The sequence below is a fragment of the Xanthomonas protegens genome (assembly GCF_038442435.1).
Lineage (GTDB): Bacteria > Pseudomonadota > Gammaproteobacteria > Xanthomonadales > Xanthomonadaceae > Xanthomonas_A > Xanthomonas_A sontii.
The window spans coordinates 40,815-61,168 of record NZ_JAQJCQ010000010.1 but is presented as its reverse complement, the minus strand read 5'-3'; the positions used below and the strand labels follow the sequence as shown (position 1 = coordinate 61,168).

Here is a 20,354-nt window from a genome sequence, read left to right as displayed (position 1 = left end):
TTACTCCGGGACGACAGGAGCCGGCGTGGCGCCCGGCGAGGCGCCACGCACGGCGGGGAGATTGGCGCTGTCCCAGTCGCCGCCCAGCGCGACCAGCAGCGCGACCTGGGCGCCGAACTGGCGCGATTGCACCTGCAGCAGGGTGCGTTGCGCGTCCAGCGCGTTGGCCTGCGCGGTGATGACGGCGCTGTACAGCGCGGTGCCGGCGCGGTACTGGTCCATCAGCACACGCTCGGCCTGTTGCGCGGCGTCGGCGGCGCTGCGCTGTTGCTGCTGTTCGCGCGCCAGTTCGCGTGCGGCGGCTAGCTGGTCCTCCACGCTCTGGAACGCGCTCAACACGGTTTGCCGGTAGCTGGCCGCGGCCGCATCGAAGCTGGCCTGCGCCTGCGCGCGTTGCGCGTGGCGGGCGCCGCCGTCGAACAGCGTGCCGGCCAGCGCCGCGCCCACCGCCCAGACTTGGTTCGGCACGCTCAGCAGCGAGGCCAGCCCGGCGCCGTCGTAGCCGCCGCTGGCGCTCAGCGACAGGGTCGGGAACCACGCCGCCACGGCGATGCCGATGCCGGCGTTGGCCGCGGCCATGCGCCGTTCGGCGCCGGCGATGTCCGGGCGCCGCTGCAGCAGCATCGAGGGCAGCGCCTCCGGCGTCGGCGGCAGCGCCGGCAGCGGTGCGTCGCTGGCCGCCAGCGAGAACTCGGAAGGGGTGCGGCTGAGCAGTACCGCCAGGGCGTGGTCCAGTTGCCGGCGCGACAGCGCCAGGTCGGTCGACGCGGCTTCGGTGCTGTGCAGGGTGGCTTCCGCTGCGGCCACGTCGGCGGCGCTGGCGACTCCCGCGCGCACCCGCGCCTGGGTCAGCCGCAGCGCGTCGCGATCGCCGGCCAGGGTGCGCTGGTACAGCGCCAGGGTCTGGTCATCGAAGCGCAACTGCAGGTAGTCGGCGACCACGGCGGCCTGCAGCGACAGCCGCGCCTGCGCCAGGTCGGCGGCGCTGGCCTGGGCATTGTCGCCAGCCTGTTCGACGCTGCGCCGGACCTTGCCCCAGAAGTCAGGCTCCCAACTGGCGCTGAGCCCCAGCGTATCGGCGGTGCGCAGCCCCGGCTTGGGCGTGACGGTGCGCTCGCGCGTGGTCGCGGCCTGCACGCCCAGGGTCGGCGCCTCGGCCGCCCGCGCGCTGCCGACCAGCGCCTGTGCCTGCCGATAGCGGGCCTCGGCCTGGCGCAGGGTCTGGTTGGCGCGGTCGGCCTGCTCGACCAGGGCATCTAGCTGCGGATCGCCGTAGCGGGTCCACCATGCCTCCGCCGGGTCGGCCGCCGCCGGCGCGGCGGGCGTCCAGTGGCCATCGGCCTCGGCGAAGGGCTGCTGCGCGGCGGCCGGCGGCGCCGGGCGCACGAAGTCCGGGCCGGCCATGCAGCCGCCGAGCAGCAACGCACTCAGCAGCGGTGCGAGCGGCGCCAGGCGGCGGGAAACGGGCGGTGGGGGCAGGGCGGTCACGGGGCGGCGCCGGCAGCGGGGACAGGCCGTCACCGTAGGCGCCGCATGGCGACCCCACGCTGACGCCTCACTGACGGCGCTGTCAGAAACGCAGCATGCGGCCGTCCAGCGCCGCGTCTTGAACCGCTCCCAGCGCGTCCGCAACGTGGCGCTTGCAGCCGTCATCATGGCCGGCCAGTATCGGCGCATGAAGCTGCCCCATGCCCTGTCCTGCCTGTTCCTCGCCTGCCTGTTGCTGGGCGGCTGCACCTCGCATGCCGACACCACCGTGCCGTCGCCGATCCGCCTGAACCAGGTCGGTTTCCTGCCTGCCGCGAGCAAGCTGGCGGTGGTGCCGGATGGGCATGGCGACGCGTTCTCGATCGCGCGCGCCGACAGCGACGAGGTGGTGCTGCGCGGCACCCTCGGCGCCGCCGCGGCGTGGCCGCCGGCGCAGCAGACCGTGCGCATCGCCGATTTCTCCGCATTGCGCACGCCGGGCCGCTACCGCCTGCAGGTCGACGGCCTGCCGCCCTCGGACAGCTTCGCCATCGGCGAAGACGCCTACAACGCGCTGTCGCGCGCCGCGCTCAAGGCCTACTACTACAACCGCGCGAGCACCGCGCTGGACGGTGCCTACGCCGGCCGCCACGCGCGCGCCGCCGGCCATCCCGACGACCACGTGCTGGTGCACGCCTCGGCGGCCTCGCCGGAGCGGCCGGCCGGCACCGTGATCGCCGCGCCCAAGGGCTGGTACGACGCCGGCGACTACAACAAGTACGTGGTCAGCTCCGGCATCACCGTCTATACCCTGCTGGCCGCCTACGAGCAGTTCCCCACCTACTTCAGCACGCACCCCGAAGGCATTCCCGACAGCGGCGGCGACGTGCCGGACATCCTGCGCGAGGTCGACTGGAACCTGCAGTGGCTGCTGGCGATGCAGGACCCGCACGATGGCGGCGTGTACCACAAGCTGACCAACCTGGACTTCGCCGGCATGCAGATGCCGGACCAGGCGCGCGCACCGCGCTACGTGGTGCAGAAGAGCACCGCGGCCACGCTCGACTTCGCCGCGGTGATGGCCCAGGCCAGCCGCATCTACGCGCCGTACGACGCGCAGTTCGGCGGCATCTCCACGCGCATGCTGGAGGCCTCGCGGCGCGCCTGGGCCTGGGCGCAGGCGCATCCGGACGTGGCCTACAAGCAGCCGGCCGACGTGCATACCGGCGCCTACGAGGACACCCGGTTCGACGACGAGTTCGCCTGGGCCGCGACCGAGTTGTACCTGGCCACCGCCGACGACGCGTTCTACGAGGCGGCGATGGCGCGCAATGTGCCGGCCAGCGTGCCCGACTGGCGCCAGGTCGGCGGGCTGGCGTGGATGTCGCTGGCGCAGCACCGCGCGCGGCTGACCCCGCGTGCCGACCAGGCGCGCATCGCCGGCGAGATCGAGGGCCTGGCCGATCATCTGGTGCAGGTGTGGCAGGGCTCGGCCTGGCGGGTGACGATGCGCGACGCCGATTTCCACTGGGGCAGCAACGCCACCGCGATGAACCAGGCGATGATGCTGCTGCAGGCCTACCAGTTGCAGCACAAGCCCGAATACCTGCAGGCCGCGCAGTCGCAGCTGGACTACGTGCTCGGCCGCAACCCGCTGGGCATGTCCTTCGTCACCGGCATCGGCGCGCGCTCACCGATGCACATCCACCATCGCATCTCCATCGCCGACGGCGTGGCCACGCCGGTGCCGGGATGGCTGGTCGGCGGCCCGCAGCCGGGGCAGCAGGACGCCGACGCGTGCAAGCACGCCTACACGTCGTCGCTGCCGGCGCTGTCGTACCTGGACAAGGAATGCAGCTACGCCACCAACGAAGTGGCGATCAACTGGAATGCGCCGCTGGTGTACGTGAGCGCCGCGTTGCAGGTGTTGCAGCGCTGATCCGCAGCCGCGGCGCGGCATGCTCGGGGATTGATGACACGCCCTAGCCCAGGCGGGTGCCGAAGATGCGGTCGCCGGCGTCGCCCAGGCCCGGCAGGATGTAGCCCTTCTCGTTGAGATGGTCGTCGATGGCGGCGGTGTACACCTCCACGTCCGGGTGCGCCGCTTCCAGCGCCTGCAGGCCTTCCGGCGCGGCGACCAGAAAGATGCCCTTGATCCGCCGCGCACCGGCGCGCTTGAGCATGTCCACGGTGGCGATGAGGGTGCCGCCGGTGGCCAGCATCGGATCCAGGATCAGCGCGTCGCGCTCCTCCAGACGGCCGGTGAGACGTTCGAAATAGGGCACCGGCTGCAGCGTCTCCTCGTCGCGCTGCAGGCCGACCACGCTGACCCGCGCGGCGGGAATCAGCGCCAGCACGCCGGGCAGCATGCCCAGTCCCGCGCGCAGGATCGGCACCAGGGTGATCTTGGCGCCGGCGATGCGCTGCACCTGGGTCGGGCCGGCCCAGCCGTCCATGGTGTGGGTCTCGGTCTCCAGGTCGGCGGTGGCCTCGTAGCCGAGCAGGGTGCCCAGCTCGGTGACCAGTTCGCGGAAGCCCTTGGTGCTCAGCGCCGCGTCGCGCAACAGGCCGATCTTGTGCTGTACCAGCGGGTGACGGACTTCGACGATCTTCATGGGCGCGCTCGCAAGGGGGAGGCGCACAGTGTGCCGCAGCCGGCTCCGGCGCCGCCAGGTGTCGGCGCCAGCACGTGCCGCGCAGATGGCCTGCGGCGCCGATCGTGCGCGCCGCAGGCCATGCCGAGACACCACTCAGGCCGCGGGTTCGAGCGCCTCGGCGTGCGCTCGGCTGCGCTGTACGGTGCGCGCCATGCCCGGTGACGCGTTGCCGCCCGCCTCGATCTTGAACAGCGCCACCGTCTGGGTCAGCTGGCCTGCCTGCTCTTCCATGGAGCGCGCGGCGGCGGTGGCTTCCTCCACCAGGGCCGCGTTCTGCTGGGTGGTCTCGTCCATCTGGGTGACGGTCTGGTTGACCTGCTCGATGCCAGCCGACTGTTCCTGCGAAGCGGCGGAAATCTCGCCCATGATGTCGGTGACGCGCTGCACCGAGCTCACGATCTCCTGCATGGTCTTGCCGGCCTGGTCGACCAAGGCCGAACCGGTGGCGACGCGGCCGACCGAATCGTCGATCAAGGTCTTGATCTCCTTGGCCGCATTGGCCGAACGCTGCGCCAAGGTGCGCACTTCGCTGGCGACCACCGCGAAACCACGGCCCTGTTCGCCGGCACGGGCCGCTTCCACTGCGGCATTCAGCGCCAGGATGTTGGTCTGGAAGGCGATGCCGTCGATGACGCTGATGATGTCGGCGATCTTCTTGGAGGACGCCTCGATGCCGCTCATGGTCTCGACGACCTGGCCGACCACCGCACCGCCCTGCGACGCGACCGAGGCGGCGCCCACCGCCAACTGATTGGCCTGGCGGGCGTGTTCGGCGTTCTGCTTCACCGTGGAGGTCAATTCCTCCATCGAGGCGGCGGTTTCTTCCAGGCTGGCGGCCTGCTGTTCGGTGCGGCGCGACAGGTCGTCGTTGCCGGCAGCGATTTCGGTGGCGGCGGCATTGATGCTGACCGCGGCGGTCTGGATGCGGCCAACGATGCCGGTCAACTGGTCGGCGGTGGCGTTGGCGTCGTCGCGCATCCGCGCGAACACGCCGTGGAACTCGCCCTCCATGCGTGCGGTCAGGTCACCGGCGGCGATGGCCTGCAGCAGCGCCGACAGCTTGCCCAGGTTGCGGTCGCTGACGTCCATCATCGCGTTGAGATCCTGCACCATCAGCCGGAAGTCGTGCTGGAAGTGCGCGGCATCGCCGCGGGCACTGAAGTCGCCCGCGGCGGCGGCCGCGGCCAGGCGCTTGATCTCGGTGTTGATCGCCAGCAGGCTGGCCTTGGCCGCGTCCATCGATTCGTGCAGCACCGCGCGGCTGCCAGGCAGGCGGCGCGCGTCGCGGCGCAGGTCGCCGTTGGCGTATTCGTTGAGCACGCCGATGGCATCGACGATGGCGTCCAGATGCTCGAACATCATGGTGTTGATGCCCTTGCTCAGCTCGCCGTACACGCCGGGGAAGTCCTGCGGCATGCGGTGACTGATGTCCTTGTCGGCATGCAGTTCGATCATCAACGCGGTCTCGCCGGAGAAACGCTGCAACTGGGTCTGCATGCGGTCCATCGCGCTCAGCAAGCGGCCGGGTTCGTCGCGCGCGTCGGTACTCACGTCGTTGTCCAGGCGGCCGTCGGCAATCGCCTCGGCAGCGCGGGTGGCGCGGCTCAGTGGCACGGTGAGGCTACGGGTGATCAGCCAGGCCAGCAGGCTACTGGCCAGCACGGCTGCGATACCTCCGCCGATCAACATCGCCCGGCCGCGTGAGATGTGGCTCACCGCGGCGTCATAGGCCTCGGCGCTGAGCTGGTGTTGTAGCGCGACGTTCTGGCGGATCTTGGCCTGCCACGCCAGCGTGGCAGGACGCGACTGCTCGCGCAGCAGTGCCTGCGCGCGCTGGTAGTCCCCCGCGGCGGCCGCTTCCATCACGGCGTTGTTCAACGGCCGCGCGATCTTCTGCAGACGATCGATCTCCGTACGCAGGGCCTGGCCAGCCGGGGTGGTCGGCATTGCGTAGAGCGTCGTTCGCTCCTCGTCGTAATGCGCGCGCTCGCGCTGGATCAGCGCCAGGGAACTGGTGGCGTCGTCCGCGCTCGAATGATTGGCGTACGCGCCCAGTGCGATCAGGATGGCCGAGTTCGCATCCAGCATGCCGCTGGACAGTTCGATCTTCTTGACGTTGCCGTGCACGATGATGTCCAGCTGCTTGCGCGCGCCGGTCATGGTGATCAGCCCTGCAACCACCAGGAGACCGGAGATGAGGATCAGGATGCCGAAGGCGGCGGAAAGGCGTTGGCTGACGTTGAAGCGCTGCAGGAAGGCGGTCATGGGAATTCCTCGTGAAAATGCGGTCCAGGTGCGGCGCGTGGCGGTTTTCGATTAAAATAAATTTTCTTTTGCAATAACCTTCAATGACAATTGCGACACATAACGCCATTTGTCTACATGCATAGCGGCACGCTGCCGCTAGATCTTTAGCGACGCCAAGTGCTTGAAGGGGCTTGAGTTTGGTGGGCACGCAGGAGGAATAAGGCAGCAGGCGCATGCTGCCCGGCGAAACACGCCTTGGCACAGCCGTATTGGGATAGGGGCGCGCGCGCCGCGCGACTCAGTCGCGGTCGTCGCGGGTCCACAGCCCGCCGTGTTCGGACTTCACCGGAAATTTCGGCACCGGACCGTAAGCCGGCGCGCACAGGGCGCGGCCGTCGCGCACGTCGAAGCGGGCGCCATGCAGCACGCACTCGATGCTGCCGGTGGCGGCATCGAAAGTGCCGGGGGACAGCTCGTAGTCCTCGTGGCTGCAGCGGTCTTCCAGCGCATAGAACTGGCCGTCGAAGTTGAACACCACGATCGGCGTGGCGGTCACCTCGTCCCACACCGTCTTCATTTCGCCCGGCAGCAGTTCGCCGTCGGCGCAGACGAAGGTCCAGGTCTCGCTCATGCGGCACCGCCCAGCGGCTTTTCCAGCACCTCGAAGCGCAGGTCGTCGCGGCGGGGCAGGCCGAAGCGCGCGTCGCCGTACGGAAACGGCTTCTTGATCCCGGTGCGGCGATAGCCGCGGCGCTCGTAGAAGGCGATGAGTTCCTCGCGCAGATCGATCACCGTCATCCGCATCAGCGGCAGTTGCCATTCCTGCCAGGCGATGCGTTCGGCCTCGGCCAGCACGGTCTTGCCCAGGCCGCCGCCCTGCGCCTGCGGCTGCACCGAGAACATGCCGAAATAGCCGGCGCCGTCTTCGTCGGCGACATGCGCGCAGGCGATCAGTACGCCATCGCGTTCGGCCAGCAGCACCAGGCTGCGCGGGCGCAGGATGTCGGCGCGCAATACCTCGCGGTCGATGCGGTGGCCGTCGAGCAGGTCGGCTTCGGTGGTCCAGCCGACGCGGCTGCTGTCGCCACGATAGGCCGAAGTGACCAGCGCGGCGATGGCGTCGAGATCGTCGACGGTGGCGGTGCGGAAGGTGAGCGTGTGCATGGGCCGATTCTAGGGCGTGCCGCCGGGATTCGGGAGTGGGGATTGGGGATTCGCAAAAGCGACCTCTCTACGAATCCCTACTCCCGAATGCCCAATCCCCGCTCACGCCAACAGCGTCCGCACCTTCCGCAATGCCACGACGAAACGCTCGATCTCGGCGTGCGTGTTGTAGAACGCCAGCGAGGCGCGGCAGGTAGCGGCGACGCCGTAGAACTGCAGCAGTGGGTGCGCGCAGTGCTGGCCGGAACGCACCGCCACGCCTTCCAGGTCGAGCAGGGTGGCCAGGTCGTGGGCGTGGGCGCCTTCGATCAGGAACGAGACCACCGCGGCCTTGCCCGGCGCGGTGCCGAACAGGCGCAGGCCGTCGATCCGCTGCAGTTCCTCGGTGAGGTGCGCGAGCAGTTCGGTCTCGCGCGCTTCCACGTGCTGCAGTCCGATCCCCTGCAGATAGTCCACCGCCGCGCCGAGGCCGACGAAGCCGGCGATGTTCGGGGTACCGGCCTCGAACTTGTGCGGCGGCTCGTTGAACACGGTGCCATCGAAGCTGACTTCCTTGATCATCTCGCCGCCGCCCAGGAACGGCGGCATCGCCTGCAGGTGCTCGCGTCGCGCCCACAGCGCGCCGGTGCCGGTCGGGCCGCACATCTTGTGGCCGGTGATGGCGTAGAAGTCGCAGCCGATCGCGGCCACGTCCAGCGGTCGGTGCGGGGCGGCCTGCGAGCCGTCGATGACGCTGACGATGCCGCGCTTGCGCGCTTCGCGGCAGATCTCGCGCACCGGATTGACCGTGCCCAGCACGTTGGAGACATGCGCCAGGGCCAGCAGCTTGACGTCGGCGGTCATCGCCGCGCGCAGCGCGTCCAGGTCCAGCGCGCCGTCGGCGGTGATCTCGGCGACCTTGACCGTGGCGCCGGTGCGCTGCGCGACCAGTTGCCACGGCACGATGTTGGCGTGGTGCTCCATGCGCGACACCAGAATAGTGTCGCCGGCGCGCAGCCGCGGCAGTGCCCACGAATACGCCACCAGATTCAGCGCGAAGGTCGCGCCGCTGCACAGCACCAGCTCGTCGGCGCGCACGTTGAGGAAGCGCGCCAGCCGGGTCCGTGCGCCTTCGTAGGCCTCGGTGGCCTCGCTGCCGAGCGCGTGCACCGCACGGCTGACGTTGGCGTTGTGGCGGCGGTAGAACGCGTCGGTCGCCGCGATCACCTGCAGCGGCTTCTGCCCGGTGTTGGCGTTGTCGAAGTACACCAGCGGCTTGCCGTGCACTTCCCGCATCAGCAGCGGGAAGTCGCGGCGGACCGCATCCCAGTCCGGCGCCTGCGGCGTGGCGGTGTGCACGGCGGGCCCGTTCATGCCACGCCCGCGTCGCTGAGCGCCCGCTCCAGCCGCGCCAGCAGGCCTTCGCTCAGCGCCGGCTCCAGTGCGCGCAGCGGTTCGCGGCAGAACGCGGCGGTCAGCAATTGCTGCGCGCGTTCCTGCGGCAGGCCGCGCGAGCGCAGGTAGAACAGCGCATTGGCATCGAGCTGGCCGACGGTGGCGCCGTGCGCGGCCTTGACCTCGTCGGCGTCGATCACCAGCACCGGCTGGGTATCGATCTCGGCGTCGGCGGACAGCAGCAGGTTCTTGTTCGACAGCGCCGCGTCGGTGCCGTCGGCGCCGTGGCGGATGCGGATGCCGCCATGGAAGGCCACGCGGCTGCGCCCCGTGGCGACACCGCGCCACAGCAGTTCGCAGGCGGTGTCGCGGGCGATGTGCTCGATGCCCAGGCGGGTGTCGAGCTGGCGCCGGCCGTTGCCGAGCAGCACGCCGTTGGCGACCAGCCGGGCATTGTCGCCCTCCAGGCGCACGTTGAGTTCGTGCCGGGCCAGCGCGCCGCCCAGTTCCAGGTCCACGCGCCGGTACTGCGCGTCGCGCGCCAGCACCGCATCGGTGCGCAGCAGCGCGGTGACGCCGGCGGCCTCGTCCTGCACGCGTGCGTGGCTCAGTTGCGCGCCGGCGGCCAGGTGCACGTGCGCCAGGCCGTTGCTCAGGTGCGCGGCATCGCCGTCATGCAGGTGATGCTCGACCAGCGCCAGCGTCGCGTCCTGGCGCAGTTCGATCAGGTGGCGGTGGTGCCAGGCCAGGTCGGCCTCGGCGGCGGTGGAGACGAAGACCAGGTGCAGCGGCTGCTCCACGCGCACGCCGGCGTCCACCCGCAGTACGCAGCCTTCGTCGGCGAGGGCGGCGTTGAGCTGGGCGAACACCTCGTCGCTGCGTTCGAAGCGGCGGCCGAGGAAGCGCATGGCATCGTCGCCGCTGCGCAGGATGGTCGACAGCCGCTGCAGCTCCACCCCGGCCGGCAGGCCGCTCAGGTCCGACAGCGCATCGCTGGCGCGGCCGTTGACGAACACCAGGCGCGGCGCCGGGATAGCGTCGAGCAAGGCCGCGTCCACCGCCGGCACGGTCTGTGGTGCAGGCGCGAAGCTGCGCCGTTCCAGCGCGCGCAGCGAGGTGTACTTCCAGGCTTCGCTGCGTGTGCCGGGCAGGCCGTCGCGCAGCGCCTGCTCCAGCGTCGCGCGGCGCGCGGCGTCGCCATGGAACGCGGCGGCCAGCGAGTCGAGCAGGGCGCTCATTGCACCGCCGCCTCGGGCGCCACGCGCTCCTTCAGCCAGGCATAGCCGTGCGCTTCCAGCTCCAGCGCCAGCTCGGGGCCGCCGGTCTGTACGATGCGGCCGTCGGCCAGCACATGCACCACGTCCGGCTTGATGTAGTCGAGCAGGCGCTGGTAGTGGGTGATCACCACGAACGCGCGCTCCGGCGAACGCAGCGCGTTGACGCCTTCGGCCACGGTCTTGAGCGCGTCGATGTCCAGGCCGCTGTCGGTCTCGTCGAGGATCGCCAGCTTCGGCTCCAGCACCGCCAACTGGAAGATCTCGTTGCGCTTCTTCTCGCCGCCGGAGAAACCCTCGTTGACGCCGCGATGCAGCAGTTCGTCCTTCAGGTGCAGCACCGCCAGCTTCTGCCGGACCAGCTTGAGGAACTGCATCGAATCCAGCTCGGCCTCGCCACGCGCCTTGCGCTGCGCGTTGAGCGCGGCGCGCAGGAAGTAGGTGTTGTTCACGCCGGGGATTTCCACCGGGTACTGGAAGGCCAGGAACAGGCCGGCGGCGGCGCGCTCCTCCGGTTCCAGTTCGAGCAGGTCGGCGTCGTCGAAGCGCACGCTGCCGTTAGTGACGTCGTAGCCGTCGCGGCCGGCCAGCACGTTGCCCAGGGTGGACTTGCCGGCGCCGTTGGGCCCCATGATGGCGTGCACTTCGCCGGGCTTCACCTGCAGCGACAGGCCCTTGAGGATGTCCTTGCCGGCGACGGAGGCGTGGAGGTTTTCTATGGTGAGCATGGGGTAGTCCATCAGAATTCTTGATGTAGCCCCTCTCCCACCGGGAGAGGGGTTCGGGTGAGGGTACGGTGCGGGCGAAGCATCTTGGAGTTGGGTGCACGAGGCTGCGCCCGTACCCTCATCCGGCGCTTCGCGCCACCTTCTCCCAGGGGGAGAAGGGAAGGGCGCTAGCCCACCGAGCCTTCCAGCGACACTTCCAGCAGCTTCTTGGCTTCCACCGCGAACTCCATCGGCAGTTCGCGGAACACCTGCTTGCAGAAGCCGTCGACGATCATCGACACCGCGTTTTCCTGGTCGATGCCGCGGGCGCGGCAGTAGAACAGTTGGTCGTCGCTGATCTTGGAGGTGGTGGCCTCGTGCTCGACGGTCGCGGTCGGATGCTTGACCTCGATGTACGGGAAGGTGTGCGCGCCGCATTGCTTGCCGATCAGCAGCGAGTCGCACTGGGTGTAGTTGCGCGCGCCCTCGGCGCTGCGCTCCACCTTGACCAGGCCGCGGTAGGTGTTCTGCCCGCGGCCGGCGCTGATGCCCTTGCTGACGATCTTGCTCTTGGTGCGCTTGCCGACGTGGATCATCTTGGTGCCGGTGTCGGCCTGCTGGCGATGATGGGTCAGCGCCACCGAGTGGAACTCGCCCACCGAGTCGTCGCCCAGCAGCACGCAGGACGGGTACTTCCAGGTGATCGCCGAGCCGGTCTCGACCTGGGTCCAGGTGATCTTGCTGCGCGCGCCGCGGCACTCGCCGCGCTTGGTCACGAAGTTGTAGATGCCGCCGCGGCCTTCCTCGTCGCCCGGGTACCAGTTCTGCACGGTGGAGTACTTGATCTCCGCGTCTTCCAGCGCCACCAGCTCGACCACCGCCGCGTGCAGCTGGTTCTCGTCGCGCATCGGCGCGGTGCAGCCTTCCAGGTAGGACACGTAGGCCTTGTCCTCGCACACGATCAGGGTGCGCTCGAACTGACCGGTGTGGCCGGCGTTGATGCGGAAATAGGTGCTCAGTTCCATCGGGCAGCGCACGCCCTTGGGGATGAACACGAAGCTGCCGTCGGAGAACACCGCCGAGTTGAGCGCGGCGAAGAAGTTGTCGCCGACCGGCACCACGCTGCCCAGGTACTGCTTGACCAGTTCCGGGTGTTCCTTGATCGCCTCGGACATCGAGCAGAAGATCACGCCCTTCTCGGCCAGTTCCTTGCGGAAGGTGGTGCCGACTGAGACCGAGTCGAACACCGCGTCTACCGCCACGCCGGCCAGCTTGGCGCGCTCGTGCAGCGGCACGCCCAGCTTGTCGTAGGTGTCCAGCAGCTCCTTCGGCACTTCGTCCAGCGAAGCGTACTTCGGGCCCTTGGGCGCGGAGTAGTAGCTCAGCGCCTGGAAGTCGATCGGCGCGATGTCCAGCTTGGCCCAATGCGGCATCGGCATCTTCAGCCAGTGCCGGTAGGCGGCCAGGCGCCACTCGGTCATCCATTCCGGCTCGTCCTTCTTCACGGACAGGGCGCGCACGACGTCCTCGTTCAGGCCGGGCAGGAACGAATCGGATTCGATGTCGGTGACGAAGCCGGCGTCGTAGCGACGTCCCAGCCGTTCCAGGATTTCAGCGTTTTCGGTGGCCATGGGGCTGCCTACAGGTCAGGTGGTCGCGAACCGCACGGCGATGGGACGCCGTTTCGGATCGCCGGAGGGGGGGAGGGGATGGAGCATCTGCGCCAGGGTCACGCCGCGCAGCGCGTCGGCGACCACGTCGTTGATCAGCCGCCAGTTGGAGCGCACGCCGCAGGTCTGGGCGATGCTGCACTGGCTGCCGTGGTGGCTGCATTCGGTGATCGCCAGCGGGCCTTCCATCGCCTCGACGATCTGGATCAGGGTGATGGCGTCGGCCGGGCGTGCCAGACGGTAGCCGCCGCGTACGCCGCGCAGGCCCTCGACCAGGCCGGCCTGGGCCAGCGGCTTGAGCAGCTTGCTGACCGTGGGCGGTTCCAACCCGGCCTGTTCGGCCAGTTCGGTCGCGCTCAGCACTTCGTTCGGACGCGCGGCGAGCACGGTCAGTACGACGGTGGCGTAATCGGTGAGCTTGGTGACGCGGAGCATGGCGACGCGGTGGTTTTTCAATGCGGACCGAAATTGTACTCTTTTGCGCCGCAGCGTCCAACCGGGCCATTCATCTTTTCTTTCGATCGCGGCGATTGGGGGATCGCGGCGGCCGTCGCCGGACCGGCATGCGCGGGCTTGGGATCGCGGGCGATGTGCGCCAGAATCTAGGCTTTCCTGTCCGGATCGCCGCATGCCCCGCAAGATCGCCGCCCGCAAGTCCCGCATCCATGGCAACGGCGTGTTCGCCGTGCTGCCGCTCAAGAAAGGCGAGCGGGTCATCGAGTACAAGGGCCGCCGCCGCAGCCACGCCGAGGTCGACCGCGACGAGGCCGGCGATGTCGAGACCGGGCACACCTTCCTGTTCACCCTCAGCGACGACTACGTGATCGACGCCAACTACGAGGGCAACGATGCGCGCTGGATCAACCACAGCTGCGCGCCGAACTGCGAGGCGGTGATCGTCGAGGCCGAGGGCGAGGACCGTCGCAAGGACAAGGTGGTGATCGAGGCGCTGCGCGACATCAAGCCCGGCGAGGAACTCACCTACAACTACGGCATCACCCTGGCCGAGCGGCATACGCCACGGTTGAAGAAGATCTGGGAATGCCGCTGCGGCGCCAAGAACTGCACCGGCACCATGCTGCAGCCCAAGCGCTAGGCCGCATCCTGCCTGCACGCCGCGCCGACGCGCGGTTCACGGCACTGCCACCGGTGCGTTTCTACGGTGGGACTCCCCCTACTCGAGGAGTGTCCCATGAGCGCAATGCCTTCCCTTGCCGGCAAGCAGGTGGCTGTCCTGGCCACCGACGGTTTCGAACAGTCGGAACTGCAGGAACCCAAGCGCCTGCTCGAATCCTGGGGCGCCCAGGTCGACGTGATCGCGCCGGGCGATGCCGACGGCATCCGCGGCTGGAACAAGAAGGATTGGGGCGACAGCGTGCCGGTGGACAAGCGCCTGCAGCAGGCACAGGCAGGCGACTACGACGCGCTGGTGCTGCCGGGCGGGGTGATCAATCCCGACAACCTGCGCACCGAGCCGACCGCGATCGCCTTCATCCAGTCCTTCGCCAGCGCCGGCAAGCCGGTTGCGGCGATCTGCCATGGCCCGTGGCTGCTGGCCGAAAGCGGGCTGGTGCGCGACCGCCAGGTGACCTCGTGGCCGTCGCTGAAGACCGACCTGTCCAATGCCGGCGGGCGCTGGGAGGATCAGGAGGTGGTGGTGGACGGCAATCTGATCACCAGCCGCAAGCCGGACGACATCCCGGCGTTCGCGCAGGCGGTGGCCAAGGCGCTGGGCTGAGCCCCGGCGATTCGCCTTTCCTGCGCCGCCGCGATGGCGGCGGATGCGGGAGCACCCGGAAACAGGAACGGCGGCCGAGGCCGCCGTTCCTGTGTGCGCTGCTGGTGGCGGCTGCCGCCGCATCCTGGCCGTCGCGTGGGTTACTGCGCGGGAAGCATGCCCGCGGGCACCAGCTTGCCGATGTCCTGGTTGAAACGCACCACCAGCGAACCGTTCTCCACGCCGGCCGACTGGATCTGCACGTCGCCCAGCATCGCGGTTAGGCGCGGGTCGAGCTTGTAGATCGGCTCCTTGCGCGCGTAGTCCTCCAGCCAGGCATTGAGCAGCTCGCGCGTATTGGCGTCGAGCTTGCCGCCGTTGGCGGCCGGGCGGAAATCATCGATGGTCGGGGACTGCAGGTGGAAGCTCTGGCTCTGCTGGTCGTAGCGCAGGGCGCTGGTGAGAAGGACCTGGCCCAGCGGCGTCGGCGAGCCGCCGCCGGTGGCCATGCTCAGGTCGAACTGCATCTTCAGGCGATCGCCCGGCGGCAGGCTCAGCTTCGGGTCGCGGACGGTCATCTTGATCAGCCCGCCCAGCGCCTTGTGCGTCTGCGGGAAGCTGCCGTCCAGGTAATGCTGCACGTCGGCGGCGCCGACGCTGACCTGGTGGCCCTGGATGGTCGGCTCGGCCTGGGCCTGGGTAGCAGTGGCGAGCAGCAGCAGCGCCGCGGCGCGCAGGGTGAACTGGCGGAAGGTCATCGAGCGGGCCCTGGCAACGAAGAAGGTTTCACGATAACCGTGGGCGGTGAATGCGCGATTAGCGGATTCGCGGCGTCCGTGCGTGGCGCTTACGCCGCCGGTGCAGGCGCCAGCTGTGCCAGCAGCGCGTCCAACGCCGGCTGCAGCGGCGCCAGCAACGCGTGCGCCTCGCTGTCGCTGCGCTCGCCCAGGCTACGCAGCAACTGCGTACCGACGATCAGCGCGGCGCGCTCGTCGCCGCGCAGCCCGGGCTGGCGCTGTGCCGCCTCGAGCAGGCGCATCCAGTCCTGCCGGCAGCGGGCCTCCAGTTCGATGGTGCAGCGGCCCTGGCAGGGCAGGCCGTCGTCCTGGATCGGGGTGACGGTGACGCGGTAGCGTTGGGAAGCGGTCATGGCAGTGGCGCACGCGGGGTGTGCGTCCAAGATAGGCGCGGCCGGCTGCCGCCACGAGCCTGCTGCTCGCGACGCTCTGTTCCAGTGCATCCGTTCAGCGTGCCGCGCGCAGCAGCGGCAACGGGTCGTAGGCGCCGCCTTCGGCGTACACCCCGTAGTGCAGATGCGGCGGCGTGCCGCGCGCGTTGCCGCTGTCGCCCACCGTGCCGAGCGGGTCGCCGGGCTGCACCAGGTCGCCGACCTGCAGCCCCGGCGCCCATGTTTCGAGGTGCGCGTAGTAATGACGCTGCCGGGCCGGGCCCAGCACCCAGACCTGGCGGCCGCCGAGGCCGCGGTCGGCGATGGCGACGACGATGCCGCGCGTGGCCGCCACCACCGGCGTGCCGCGCGTGGCGAAGATGTCCACGCCGGCGTGCTGGCGGTCGCGCCCGCGCGGCGCGCCGAAGGTGGCGGCGACGCGCCGCGGATCCACGCCTTCGACCGGCATGTGCAGCGCCGTCGGCGCCGGCGCGCGCGCCAACTCCCAGCCGACGCGCAGGCGCTGCGCCCATGGATGCCGCCAGGCCCAGGCCGCGGCCACCGCCAGTGCGGCCAGTAAGGCCGCGCGCAGCAGTTCGCGGCGCAGGCGCTGCGCTGGCGAAGGCGTGGACGCCGCGGCCATGCGCTCAGCCCGCGTGCAGGGCGGCCGCCTGTTCCTGCAGGCGCTGCTTCAATGCGTCGTCGATACCGAGCTGCCGCGCCAGTTCGTCCAGGTAACTGCGCTCCATGAAGCCCTGTTCGTCGGCGGCGAGCAGGCTGGCCAGGTACATTTCCGCGGCCATCTCGGGACTGGTCGACGCGCGCGCCACCTCGGCCGGATCCAGCGGTTTTTCCAGCTCCGCATGCAGCCACTGCTGCACGTCGGCATCGTTGCCGTGGAGGCGGGCGAACTCGCCTTCGATCAGGCGGCGCTCGTGTTCGTCCAGATGGCCATCGGCCTTGGCCGCGCCGACCAGCGCGCGCAGCACCGCCTGGCTGTGCTGCTCGACTTCCAGCGGCGGCAGCCGGTCCAGCGTCTGCGGTTCGGGTGCGGCGGCGCCCAGCTGCTGGCGGCGGTAGTCGCCATAGGCGCGATAGGCCATCAGTCCCAGCGCGGCCAGGCCGCCGTAGGTCGCCAGCTTGCGGGTGGTGCGGTGCTTGCCGAGCAGCAGGCCGAGTGCGCCGCCGCTGAGGGCTCCCTTGCCAAAGTCGGCGTTGAGCAGGCCGCCCAGGCCGCCGGCGCCGGCGTGCGCCGGTGCGGCTGGAGCGGACGTGCCGGTCTTGCCCATGGCCTGGCCGGCGGCGCCCTGCGCCGATTGCAGCAGTTGGTCGAGAAAGCCCTGTAGTTTCATGCAGGTGATCCTGTCGAAGGGAATCACCGGTATAGCGGCCGTCGCCTTAGCGGGCCGTCAACCCAGGTGCGCAGCAGACACAAAAAAAACGAGACGGCCGGGGCCGTCTCGTCGGTGTGCTTGCCTGGATCAGGCGACGCTGCTCAGAGCGCGGCGTCCTTGAGCTTCTTCAGGGGGCGCACCTTGAGCTTGGTGGTGGCCGGCTTGGCGGCGAACCACTGCTCTTCCTTGGTGAACGGGTTGATGCCCTTGCGCTTCGGCTTGGCCGGCACGCTGACGGCGGTGATCTTCAGCAGGCCCGGCAGGGTGAACGAGCCGGCGCCCTTCTTGCTGACCGAACCGGCCACGGCGTGCTCCAGCGAGGCCATCACGGCGCGCACGTCCTTGGCGATCACGCCGCTGGTTTCGGCGATGTGGGCGACGAGCGCGGACTTGCTCAGCACGTCCTTGATCGGCTTGGGAGCGGCCGGCTTGGCGGCAGCCTTGGTCGCTACCTTCTTCACTGCCTTCTTCGGGGCAGCCTTTTTTGCGGTCTTTGCCATGATGTCCTGATTCCGTATTTGGTGGTTTGGGTCGCGCCGACCCCGTCGGCATGGCGAAATGTAGGGCATGTGCTACGCCGCGCCAATAGGCCGGAAGCAAAAAACGCGAATATTCGCCGCGACCGACGCCTTTTTTGCCGAGGACGGCGCCGATGCCGGCACATCCGCGGCGATGCGCCAGGGCATTTTCGCTGCCGCGCGCGGCGGCCGCCGCCTTCGCGCGGAAGCACAAGCCCGTAACGCCGCCTCCCCTATGGTCCGCGCTCCACTCACCGACAGGAGCCTCGCATGGGCATTTCGCGTCACGCCACCGCGCATTGGGAAGGCGATCTCAAGACCGGCCAGGGCCGGTTGAACACGCCGCAGAGCGGCCTGCTGGAGAACACCCGCTATGCGTTCAACAGCCGCTTCGGCGACGAGAAGGGCACCAATCCGGAAGAACTGATCGCCGCCGCGCACGCCGGCTGCTTCACCATGGCGCTGTCGGCCAAGCTGACCGAAGCCGGTTTCCCGCCGACCGCGCTGGACACCCGCGCCGATGTCGACCTGTCGATGGAAGGCGGCCCCCAGCTCTCGCAGATCCGCTTGAAGGTCAAGGCCGTGGTGCCCAACATCGACGCCGCGCGCTTCCGCGAAGTGGCCGACGACGCCAAGCAGAATTGCCCGGTGTCCAAGGCGCTGAGCGCGGTGCCGATCAGCCTGGAAGCGGAACTGGGCTGAGGAATCCCCGGCGCGGCCCGGCGGCATGCCGGGCCGCGCGCGCGCGGCGCACCTGCGGCGCCGCCGATGGCAGGCCAGGATGCGTTGCGCAGCTGCGCCGGCCCGCATGGCGTGATCGACCGCTAGCTGTCGCGCCACTAAATGTACGCGCCACAGCGGTCCCTATTCAGTCTGGTTTCACCGCGTCGGATCGAGCATGCAGTCGCGCGATCCACGCGCTTGGAACCATCGCCATGAACAAGCTCTCGACCCGTCTGTTGACCGCTGCGCTCGCTGTCGGCGTCATCGGCTCCGCCGCCGCGCAGGATTACGGTTACACCCGCTACGACGACTACCGCGACCGTGGCTACGCGTCCGGCACCTACGAATATGCGCGCGTGGTGCGCGCCGATCCGATCATGGTGCAGGTCAACGGCCCGCGCGAGACCACCGAGCGCTGTTACGACCGTCCGGCCTCGGGCAGCTACGCCAGCGACTACGGCTACCGCGGTACCGATGGCGGCCGCACCGCCTCGTCGGTGGTCGGCGGCATCGCCGGCGCCGTGCTGGGCAGCCGCGTCGGCGGCGGCAATGGCCGCTTCGTCGGCACCGCCGTCGGCACCATGCTCGGCAGCCTGGCCGGCCGCTCGATCTACGACACCAACACCCGCGGCTACGGCGGCGGCTACGGTGGCGGCGTGGTCCGCGAATGCGACCCGGTGTCGTATCGGACCGAACGCTACGACCGCGTCGACGGCTACGACGTGACCTACGAATACGGCGGCCGCTACTACCACACCCGTACCGCCTCGCCTCCGGGCGATCGCATCCGCGTCCGCGTCGATGTCCTGCCCGACTGACGTATTGCCCGACTAGAACAAAGGGCGCCTCCTTGCGAGGCGCCCTTTGTTTTTGCGCGCGCGTTCGCGCCTGCGGTGCGGGGCGCCGGCCGGCGATCAGGGCCAGTCGATGCGGCCTTCGATCACCGTCTGCACCTGTCCGCCGGACCACACCTCGCCGGCCTCGTCGACGCACAGCGTCAGCAGTGCATCGTGGCCGACCTCGCGGCCCTGGCTGGCGACGTAGCGGCCGCCGTGGCCGGGCAGGGCCTTGCTGTGATCCAGCCATGCCGCCAGCACCGCATTGGCCGCGCCGGAGGCCGCATCCTCGAAGCGCCGGCCGTTGCCGACGAAGGCGCGCACGGCCACTGCATAGGCCTGGCCGCTGGCGCGCGCGTAGGCGAACACGCCCATGCTGGCGGTGCTTTCGGCCAGGGCGGCGATCGCATCCCAGTCCGGCGCCAGCGCGCGCAGCGCCGCTTCATCAGCCACTTCGACCAGCCACCAGCAGCGGCCGCCGTCCATGCGCACCGGCGGCAGCGCGCCCAGCGTCCAGCCGCTCAGCGCCGCCTGCAGCCGTGCATCCGCGGCATCGGCGATTTCGGCCACCTGCGCGCGGGGGGTACGGATGGCGATGCTGCGCACTTCGGCATCCACATCGACCCGCAGCGGCAGCAGGCCGGCGATGCCGTCCTGGGTCAGTATGCCGTCGCGCGGGCTGGCGATGCCCGCTTCCAGCGCGACGTGCGCGGTGCCGACGCTGGGATGGCCGGCGAACGGGACTTCCTTCTGCGGGCTGAACATGCGCAGGCCGTAGCTGGCATCCGGCCGCGTCGGCGCGAACACGAAGGTGGTTTCCGGCAAGCGCGTCCAGCGCGCGATGGCCTGCATCGTGGCGGCGTCCAATCCATCGGCATCGAGCACGACGGCCAACGGATTGCCGTTGCCGGCGCGGGCGGAGAAGACATCGACCTGGAAGAAGCGGCGTGCGGCCATGAGGGGGAACTCCGGACTGCGGTGGGGGAGGCCGGAGCTTACCAAGCGATCTTGCCAGCGATCACCGCTTGCACCAGGTCGCCGCTCCACAGCTCTTCGCCATCGACCTGGAGTTCGACGCGGCCGTCGCGCCCGAGTTCGCGTCCCTGGCTGGCGACGTCGCGCCCCCCGCCCAGGCGGCGCCGACGCTGGGGCGGCCTGCGAATCGCAGTTCGTCCTTGGGGTGAAGATGCGGATACGGTAGTCCCCGCCCGCATCCGGCGGCAGGAGGAACACCGTCTCCGAGAGGTTCAGCCACGCCGCCAGGCGCTGCATGCGCGGTGCGTTCAGGTCGGTGGCATCGCGCACCACGCCCTGGCGCCGGGCTGGCGGAAAAGACGTCCAGCTGCGGGTAGCGGCGCTCGCTCATCGGTGCTCGGTTGGCAGTAGAATCGGGGGTTCCGCCCGCGCATGCAGGCGTTTTCCCCACATTCCAGACACC

The 20,354-nt window shown here is 69.7% G+C and carries 20 protein-coding genes and 3 pseudogenes; 5 read left to right on the top strand and 18 right to left on the bottom strand.

Annotation, left to right across the window (positions count from 1 at the left end; all coding sequences use genetic code 11):
• Positions 1-1,488 carry an efflux transporter outer membrane subunit gene (locus PIQ37_RS12675; RefSeq protein ID WP_342073751.1) on the bottom strand — a complete coding sequence of 496 codons (1,488 nt, stop codon included), beginning with the start codon at positions 1,486-1,488 and terminating at the stop codon, positions 1-3.
• A gap of 187 nt (positions 1,489-1,675) precedes the next feature.
• On the opposite strand from PIQ37_RS12675, the gene PIQ37_RS12670 reads away from it, so the two are divergent.
• Positions 1,676-3,406 carry a glycoside hydrolase family 9 protein gene (locus tag PIQ37_RS12670; RefSeq protein ID WP_342073750.1) on the top strand — a complete coding sequence of 577 codons (1,731 nt, stop codon included), beginning with the start codon at positions 1,676-1,678 and terminating at the stop codon, positions 3,404-3,406.
• A 43-nt stretch (positions 3,407-3,449) separates the two neighbouring features.
• On the opposite strand, the gene upp is transcribed toward PIQ37_RS12670, so the two are convergent.
• The 10 genes and pseudogenes from upp to PIQ37_RS12625 form a co-directional block, all read right to left on the bottom strand.
• Positions 3,450-4,082 carry a uracil phosphoribosyltransferase gene (gene upp / locus PIQ37_RS12665; RefSeq protein WP_048489430.1) on the bottom strand — a complete coding sequence of 211 codons (633 nt, stop codon included), beginning with the start codon at positions 4,080-4,082 and terminating at the stop codon, positions 3,450-3,452.
• Between the two features lie 135 nt (positions 4,083-4,217).
• Positions 4,218-5,924, bottom strand: a pseudogene (locus PIQ37_RS12660) (methyl-accepting chemotaxis protein); the annotation flags it as partial.
• A pseudogene (locus PIQ37_RS20670) lies at positions 5,898-6,389 on the bottom strand (MCP four helix bundle domain-containing protein); the annotation flags it as partial. The pseudogenes PIQ37_RS20670 and PIQ37_RS12660, both read right to left, overlap by 27 nt.
• A 280-nt stretch (positions 6,390-6,669) precedes the next feature.
• Positions 6,670-7,002, bottom strand: coding sequence for a non-heme iron oxygenase ferredoxin subunit (locus tag PIQ37_RS12655; RefSeq protein ID WP_342073748.1), 333 nt, complete (start codon positions 7,000-7,002; stop codon positions 6,670-6,672).
• The gene (locus PIQ37_RS12650; protein WP_342073747.1) at positions 6,999-7,535 is read right to left on the bottom strand and encodes a GNAT family N-acetyltransferase; all 537 of its coding nucleotides are present in this window, start codon (positions 7,533-7,535) and stop codon (positions 6,999-7,001) included. The genes PIQ37_RS12655 and PIQ37_RS12650 overlap by 4 nt, the downstream gene beginning before the upstream one ends.
• A gap of 102 nt (positions 7,536-7,637) precedes the next feature.
• The gene (locus tag PIQ37_RS12645; RefSeq protein ID WP_342073746.1) at positions 7,638-8,888 is read right to left on the bottom strand and encodes a cysteine desulfurase; all 1,251 of its coding nucleotides are present in this window, start codon (positions 8,886-8,888) and stop codon (positions 7,638-7,640) included.
• Positions 8,885-10,147 carry a Fe-S cluster assembly protein SufD gene (gene sufD, locus PIQ37_RS12640; RefSeq protein ID WP_342073745.1) on the bottom strand — a complete coding sequence of 421 codons (1,263 nt, stop codon included), beginning with the start codon at positions 10,145-10,147 and terminating at the stop codon, positions 8,885-8,887. Before sufD ends, PIQ37_RS12645 begins: the two co-directional genes overlap by 4 nt.
• On the bottom strand, positions 10,144-10,911 hold the full coding sequence (gene sufC, locus PIQ37_RS12635) for a Fe-S cluster assembly ATPase SufC (protein WP_342073744.1): 768 nt from the start codon (positions 10,909-10,911) through the stop codon (positions 10,144-10,146). The genes sufD and sufC overlap by 4 nt, the downstream gene beginning before the upstream one ends.
• A 167-nt stretch (positions 10,912-11,078) precedes the next feature.
• Positions 11,079-12,521, bottom strand: coding sequence for a Fe-S cluster assembly protein SufB (sufB, locus tag PIQ37_RS12630; protein ID WP_160970026.1), 1,443 nt, complete (start codon positions 12,519-12,521; stop codon positions 11,079-11,081).
• 15 nt (positions 12,522-12,536) lie between these two features.
• Entirely contained in the window at positions 12,537-12,995 is a 459-nt protein-coding gene (locus PIQ37_RS12625; RefSeq protein ID WP_017913833.1) for an SUF system Fe-S cluster assembly regulator, read from the bottom strand.
• A 193-nt stretch (positions 12,996-13,188) separates the two neighbouring features.
• Here PIQ37_RS12625 and PIQ37_RS12620 point away from each other — a divergent pair, with 193 nt between their 5' ends.
• Both PIQ37_RS12620 and PIQ37_RS12615 read left to right on the top strand, forming a co-directional pair.
• Positions 13,189-13,656 carry an SET domain-containing protein gene (locus tag PIQ37_RS12620; RefSeq protein WP_017909663.1) on the top strand — a complete coding sequence of 156 codons (468 nt, stop codon included), beginning with the start codon at positions 13,189-13,191 and terminating at the stop codon, positions 13,654-13,656.
• Positions 13,657-13,752: 96 nt separating this feature from the next.
• A complete protein-coding gene (locus tag PIQ37_RS12615; RefSeq protein WP_342073743.1) occupies positions 13,753-14,298 on the top strand; it encodes a type 1 glutamine amidotransferase domain-containing protein in 546 nt (181 codons plus the stop codon).
• A gap of 140 nt (positions 14,299-14,438) precedes the next feature.
• Here PIQ37_RS12615 and PIQ37_RS12610 read toward each other — a convergent pair whose 3' ends face one another.
• From PIQ37_RS12610 to PIQ37_RS12590, 5 genes are all read right to left on the bottom strand, one after another.
• Positions 14,439-15,035 carry a DUF1439 domain-containing protein gene (locus tag PIQ37_RS12610; RefSeq protein ID WP_342073742.1) on the bottom strand — a complete coding sequence of 199 codons (597 nt, stop codon included), beginning with the start codon at positions 15,033-15,035 and terminating at the stop codon, positions 14,439-14,441.
• 89 nt (positions 15,036-15,124) lie between these two features.
• On the bottom strand, positions 15,125-15,427 hold the full coding sequence (locus tag PIQ37_RS12605; protein WP_342073741.1) for a DUF3861 family protein: 303 nt from the start codon (positions 15,425-15,427) through the stop codon (positions 15,125-15,127).
• A gap of 94 nt (positions 15,428-15,521) precedes the next feature.
• Entirely contained in the window at positions 15,522-16,088 is a 567-nt protein-coding gene (locus PIQ37_RS12600; protein ID WP_342073740.1) for a M23 family metallopeptidase, read from the bottom strand.
• A gap of 4 nt (positions 16,089-16,092) precedes the next feature.
• Positions 16,093-16,797, bottom strand: a complete 705-nt coding sequence (locus PIQ37_RS12595; RefSeq protein WP_342073739.1) for a tellurite resistance TerB family protein — start codon at positions 16,795-16,797, stop codon at positions 16,093-16,095.
• Positions 16,798-16,940: 143 nt separating this feature from the next.
• Positions 16,941-17,339, bottom strand: coding sequence for an HU family DNA-binding protein (locus PIQ37_RS12590; protein WP_026143706.1), 399 nt, complete (start codon positions 17,337-17,339; stop codon positions 16,941-16,943).
• Positions 17,340-17,627: 288 nt separating this feature from the next.
• On the opposite strand from PIQ37_RS12590, the gene PIQ37_RS12585 reads away from it, so the two are divergent.
• Positions 17,628-18,059: an OsmC family protein gene (locus tag PIQ37_RS12585; RefSeq protein WP_017910837.1), complete on the top strand. Its 432-nt coding sequence runs from the start codon at positions 17,628-17,630 to the stop codon at positions 18,057-18,059.
• Between the two features lie 233 nt (positions 18,060-18,292).
• Entirely contained in the window at positions 18,293-18,898 is a 606-nt protein-coding gene (locus PIQ37_RS12580) for a glycine zipper 2TM domain-containing protein (protein WP_017913930.1), read from the top strand.
• A 96-nt stretch (positions 18,899-18,994) separates the two neighbouring features.
• Here PIQ37_RS12580 and PIQ37_RS12575 read toward each other — a convergent pair whose 3' ends face one another.
• Both PIQ37_RS12575 and PIQ37_RS12570 read right to left on the bottom strand, forming a co-directional pair.
• Positions 18,995-19,873 carry a PhzF family phenazine biosynthesis protein gene (locus PIQ37_RS12575; RefSeq protein ID WP_342073738.1) on the bottom strand — a complete coding sequence of 293 codons (879 nt, stop codon included), beginning with the start codon at positions 19,871-19,873 and terminating at the stop codon, positions 18,995-18,997.
• Between the two features lie 172 nt (positions 19,874-20,045).
• A pseudogene (locus PIQ37_RS12570) lies at positions 20,046-20,282 on the bottom strand (PhzF family phenazine biosynthesis protein); the annotation flags it as partial.
• Positions 20,283-20,354 lie beyond the last annotated feature (72 nt).

Coding starts and splice junctions, on each gene's coding strand:
- PIQ37_RS12670 (WP_342073750.1), top strand. CDS start 1,676: ATGAAGCTGCCCCATGCCCTGTCCTGCCTGTTCCTCGCCTGCCTGTTG.
- upp (WP_048489430.1), bottom strand. CDS start 4,082: ATGAAGATCGTCGAAGTCCGTCACCCGCTGGTACAGCACAAGATCGGC.
- PIQ37_RS12655 (WP_342073748.1), bottom strand. CDS start 7,002: ATGAGCGAGACCTGGACCTTCGTCTGCGCCGACGGCGAACTGCTGCCG.
- PIQ37_RS12650 (WP_342073747.1), bottom strand. CDS start 7,535: ATGCACACGCTCACCTTCCGCACCGCCACCGTCGACGATCTCGACGCC.
- PIQ37_RS12645 (WP_342073746.1), bottom strand. CDS start 8,888: ATGAACGGGCCCGCCGTGCACACCGCCACGCCGCAGGCGCCGGACTGG.
- sufD (WP_342073745.1), bottom strand. CDS start 10,147: ATGAGCGCCCTGCTCGACTCGCTGGCCGCCGCGTTCCATGGCGACGCC.
- sufC (WP_342073744.1), bottom strand. CDS start 10,911: ATGCTCACCATAGAAAACCTCCACGCCTCCGTCGCCGGCAAGGACATC.
- sufB (WP_160970026.1), bottom strand. CDS start 12,521: ATGGCCACCGAAAACGCTGAAATCCTGGAACGGCTGGGACGTCGCTAC.
- PIQ37_RS12625 (WP_017913833.1), bottom strand. CDS start 12,995: ATGCTCCGCGTCACCAAGCTCACCGATTACGCCACCGTCGTACTGACC.
- PIQ37_RS12620 (WP_017909663.1), top strand. CDS start 13,189: ATGCCCCGCAAGATCGCCGCCCGCAAGTCCCGCATCCATGGCAACGGC.
- PIQ37_RS12615 (WP_342073743.1), top strand. CDS start 13,753: ATGAGCGCAATGCCTTCCCTTGCCGGCAAGCAGGTGGCTGTCCTGGCC.
- PIQ37_RS12610 (WP_342073742.1), bottom strand. CDS start 15,035: ATGACCTTCCGCCAGTTCACCCTGCGCGCCGCGGCGCTGCTGCTGCTC.
- PIQ37_RS12605 (WP_342073741.1), bottom strand. CDS start 15,427: ATGACCGCTTCCCAACGCTACCGCGTCACCGTCACCCCGATCCAGGAC.
- PIQ37_RS12600 (WP_342073740.1), bottom strand. CDS start 16,088: ATGGCCGCGGCGTCCACGCCTTCGCCAGCGCAGCGCCTGCGCCGCGAA.
- PIQ37_RS12595 (WP_342073739.1), bottom strand. CDS start 16,797: ATGAAACTACAGGGCTTTCTCGACCAACTGCTGCAATCGGCGCAGGGC.
- PIQ37_RS12590 (WP_026143706.1), bottom strand. CDS start 17,339: ATGGCAAAGACCGCAAAAAAGGCTGCCCCGAAGAAGGCAGTGAAGAAG.
- PIQ37_RS12585 (WP_017910837.1), top strand. CDS start 17,628: ATGGGCATTTCGCGTCACGCCACCGCGCATTGGGAAGGCGATCTCAAG.
- PIQ37_RS12580 (WP_017913930.1), top strand. CDS start 18,293: ATGAACAAGCTCTCGACCCGTCTGTTGACCGCTGCGCTCGCTGTCGGC.
- PIQ37_RS12575 (WP_342073738.1), bottom strand. CDS start 19,873: ATGGCCGCACGCCGCTTCTTCCAGGTCGATGTCTTCTCCGCCCGCGCC.